Here is a 3,105-nt window from a genome sequence, read left to right as displayed (position 1 = left end):
AACTGTTCGAAATAATAGTAGGAAAGAGAGGGGATTGTCATGAAAAACGAGATCGCTGTCTCAATACACAAAATAACCTTAATCCTCTCTTTTTTTCTTTCTGATTTGATTCCTAATTTATAACTTATATTTATAATCGCTAACTTAAGATACACAAACACGTTGTGCTTAATGTAAAAAAACATTGGAAAACCTAACAAAACATATAGAAAGAATGATGAAACCTTATCGGGAAATCGAAAAGATGACTGAACCGATTAGGAAAATGCAAAAACAATTATCCGCATCAACTTTAGCAATGCAAAAAGCAGTTGAACCAGCTTTAGCAATGCAGAAATCATTAGAACAACCTCTATTAAATTTCCAAAAATCATTTGAGCACATAAACAAAATATACGCTTCGATTCCAAAATTTGAAAATCCGATTTTGGAACATTTGGACACTTTCAAAGAAATTGGAGAGAGGCTCAAAGAATATGCGGAAAGAACACCTGAATATTTCTTGCTAATTGCACAACACGGTTGGTTCATTGACTTAGAGTGTGAGTTAAATTTACCATTGAGAGTTGCGTATGAATTACAAGATGGTAAATTAGAAACTGCTAACGAATTATTAATTGAGTATTATAAAGAAAATCTTGAGCAGATATTTCAAAGTTTAATTAAACGACATCCAAACAGAAAAGAAATTTTAAATCAAATATTGGATGCTTATAAAAACGGTAGTCATAGTTTACTAATTCCAAGTGTATTAACACAAGTTGACGGAATTTGCTTTGACTTTACCAAAAGAAAATTTTTCATAAAGGAAAGAAAGAATAAATACTTGCCACAAGTTACTTCCGAATTGGAAAAATCGGCTGGAAATTTCTTGGATTTATATTTGTCACCTTTGCAAAATCAAACACCAATTATGGTTCAAGAAAAAGATATTTCAAAATTCCCTTGTCATTTAAACCGACACGAAATTTTACACGGAATTAATGCTGATTATGGAACTGAAATTAACAGCTTGAAAGTAATATCTCTTTTAAAGTATATTTCCGATTTACTAACAGACCTCGACAGAAAAACACTAAGCACAACACCGTATAAAATTAATGGCTAGTTCTCGCCTACTTACGAAAATCCTCGCGGATTTTCTATCTGGTGTTTATTTGCTAAATTAGGTGCTTAAACACGCCACTAATCTTATACAAACCCGTTAGCTACAATTTTGCCCAACCCTCAACCTTAATTTCCTGAAATTTAGAAATTAATTTGTCATAATTAAAAATATTGTTACATTTGTATTATTCAAGTTGTTTAATACAAATAAAGTAATAATGGAAAATGACAAAAAACTAAATGAATTATTGCTTTCTTGGGAAAACACATATAAAAAAGGTCAATTGACACTTTGGATTTTTATGGCTCTTCAAGAAAGCAAAAAGTATGTTGATGAAATTAAAAATTTCATTGAAAAGAAATCGGACGGAACAATTAGTTGTGAAGAGCAAAGTCTATACAGAGCATTAAGAAAATACGAGCATATTGATGTTTTGACTTACGACTTGAAAGAAGGAAATAAAGGTCCAGACAGAAAATATTATTATTTGACAAATCTTGGTCAAGAACTTTTCAATCAATTTGTCAATAGAAATATCAAATTATTTTACTCAACCGAAATTAAAAATATTCTAAAATTAAACGAACAATGAAAACAATTACACCATATTTATTAAAATTTACATTGACTGCAACTGTACTGACCATAATTTTCAGATATTTCTTGAGTTATGGAATTGAAAATCAATTTGGGATCATAATTACAATTTCAGCAGTAACTTACGGACTACTAATGTTTGCATCGGGTTGGTATTTTGGACGAAAAGACGGAGAATATTTACCAATATATGATGTTGGATTCAGATTCCATCTAACAACTTATTTAATTCACAACGGAATATCGCTTTTATGGATTGGACTTGGATTTGGCTCGAAATATGAAAATTTGAATGTATCTATTATGGTTGCGATTTATTGGGGAATATTTCTTCTCATTCACTTTGTTTTCTTCCTCTGGGCTAGAAAAAACTCAATAAACAATCTCGACAAAGAAGACATTTTTGAATAAAAAAACTGTAGCTAACAATGTGTATAAGCAATAGCGGGTTAAGTGTTTAATTTAAAGTTAAGTACATTTTAGTCGCTACTTGCAAATTCATTTCCTTTTCGTAAATTTAGCAAATGAAATTTGCAAGTAGCTTACGTCAGTCTAAACCGAAAAGTTCGGCTTCCAAAATCCGCTACTGCTCATACACGATACCGTTGTAAACAATTATGAACGAACACGAAGACTACTTTAGAATTTCCAAAAATGGAGACATTCATACGTTGAGTGACAGAATTCCATTCAATTGGAAAGAGCTAATGATTTGGACTTCTGCTTCATTCATATTTCTGATTTGGTTTCTCGGAATTGGAGTCGGAATTTTTGTGGCGATTCTGACTTTAATCGGTTATACTCTTTACCGATTTGCCTCGTGGATTTACTACACGGAATTAAAAATTGACGAAAAAAGCGGAAAAATAACCCGATTGAAAAAAATCTTTGACCGAACTCAAAAAACGGAATTGATTGCGGAGAAATTTGACCCAAACCGATTTAAATATTCGGAATTAACTCGGAGCGGAAAAACAAAATTTTTAATGAATTATCGGACACATAAAAACAATGAATTACTAATTTTAAAAAATAAAGCGGACAAAGAACTGATTGAAAAATACATCGCTGAAAAAATAACTGTTTACAACAATGTATAACCGCAATTACGGCGGATTCGACTACGTCCGAATCCACTCGGAATTGCTAACGTCAGTTCTTAACCGAAAAATTTGCGTACTTTAATCCCGTAACTGACGGTTATACGAGACCGTTGTAGTGCATTTGAGAAAAACTGAAATATGATAAGAAACTATTGGAACGAAGAATGGAAAACTGTTGAATTTGATGATGGAATTGCCGAAGACGAACAGTTCAAAATCTCAAATTACGGGCGAATTTTAAACTGTAAAGGCGAAACCGAATTTGAAGTCAAAAAATCATATATCAACGGATATCAA

General features: G+C 31.7%; 5 protein-coding genes. All 5 read left to right on the top strand.

Features of this window, described 5'->3' with window-relative positions:
• Positions 1 to 184 precede the first annotated feature (184 nt).
• Positions 185 to 1,108, top strand: coding sequence for a hypothetical protein (locus tag DFQ11_RS14930; protein WP_110476676.1), 924 nt, complete (start codon positions 185 to 187; stop codon positions 1,106 to 1,108).
• A 217-nt stretch (positions 1,109 to 1,325) separates the two neighbouring features.
• On the top strand, positions 1,326 to 1,700 hold the full coding sequence (locus tag DFQ11_RS14925) for a PadR family transcriptional regulator (RefSeq protein WP_110476675.1): 375 nt from the start codon (positions 1,326 to 1,328) through the stop codon (positions 1,698 to 1,700).
• Positions 1,697 to 2,116: a hypothetical protein gene (locus DFQ11_RS14920; protein WP_110476674.1), complete on the top strand. Its 420-nt coding sequence runs from the start codon at positions 1,697 to 1,699 to the stop codon at positions 2,114 to 2,116. The genes DFQ11_RS14925 and DFQ11_RS14920 overlap by 4 nt, the downstream gene beginning before the upstream one ends.
• A 206-nt stretch (positions 2,117 to 2,322) precedes the next feature.
• Positions 2,323 to 2,805, top strand: coding sequence for a hypothetical protein (locus DFQ11_RS14915; RefSeq protein ID WP_110476673.1), 483 nt, complete (start codon positions 2,323 to 2,325; stop codon positions 2,803 to 2,805).
• 141 nt (positions 2,806 to 2,946) lie between these two features.
• Positions 2,947 to 3,105: NUMOD4 domain-containing protein (locus DFQ11_RS14910; RefSeq protein WP_233487607.1), on the top strand; the 159-nt coding region annotated here is incomplete at its 3' end.

Source organism: Winogradskyella epiphytica (assembly GCF_003217215.1).
In the GTDB taxonomy this organism is placed as follows: domain Bacteria; phylum Bacteroidota; class Bacteroidia; order Flavobacteriales; family Flavobacteriaceae; genus Winogradskyella; species Winogradskyella epiphytica.
This window is presented reverse-complemented; position numbering and strand designations above follow the sequence as displayed.

Excerpts from the sequence above, each read along its gene's own strand:
- DFQ11_RS14925 (WP_110476675.1), top strand. The coding sequence starts at position 1,326 with ATGGAAAATGACAAAAAACTAAATGAATTATTGCTTTCTTGGGAAAAC.
- DFQ11_RS14920 (WP_110476674.1), top strand. The coding sequence starts at position 1,697 with ATGAAAACAATTACACCATATTTATTAAAATTTACATTGACTGCAACT.
- DFQ11_RS14915 (WP_110476673.1), top strand. The coding sequence starts at position 2,323 with ATGAACGAACACGAAGACTACTTTAGAATTTCCAAAAATGGAGACATT.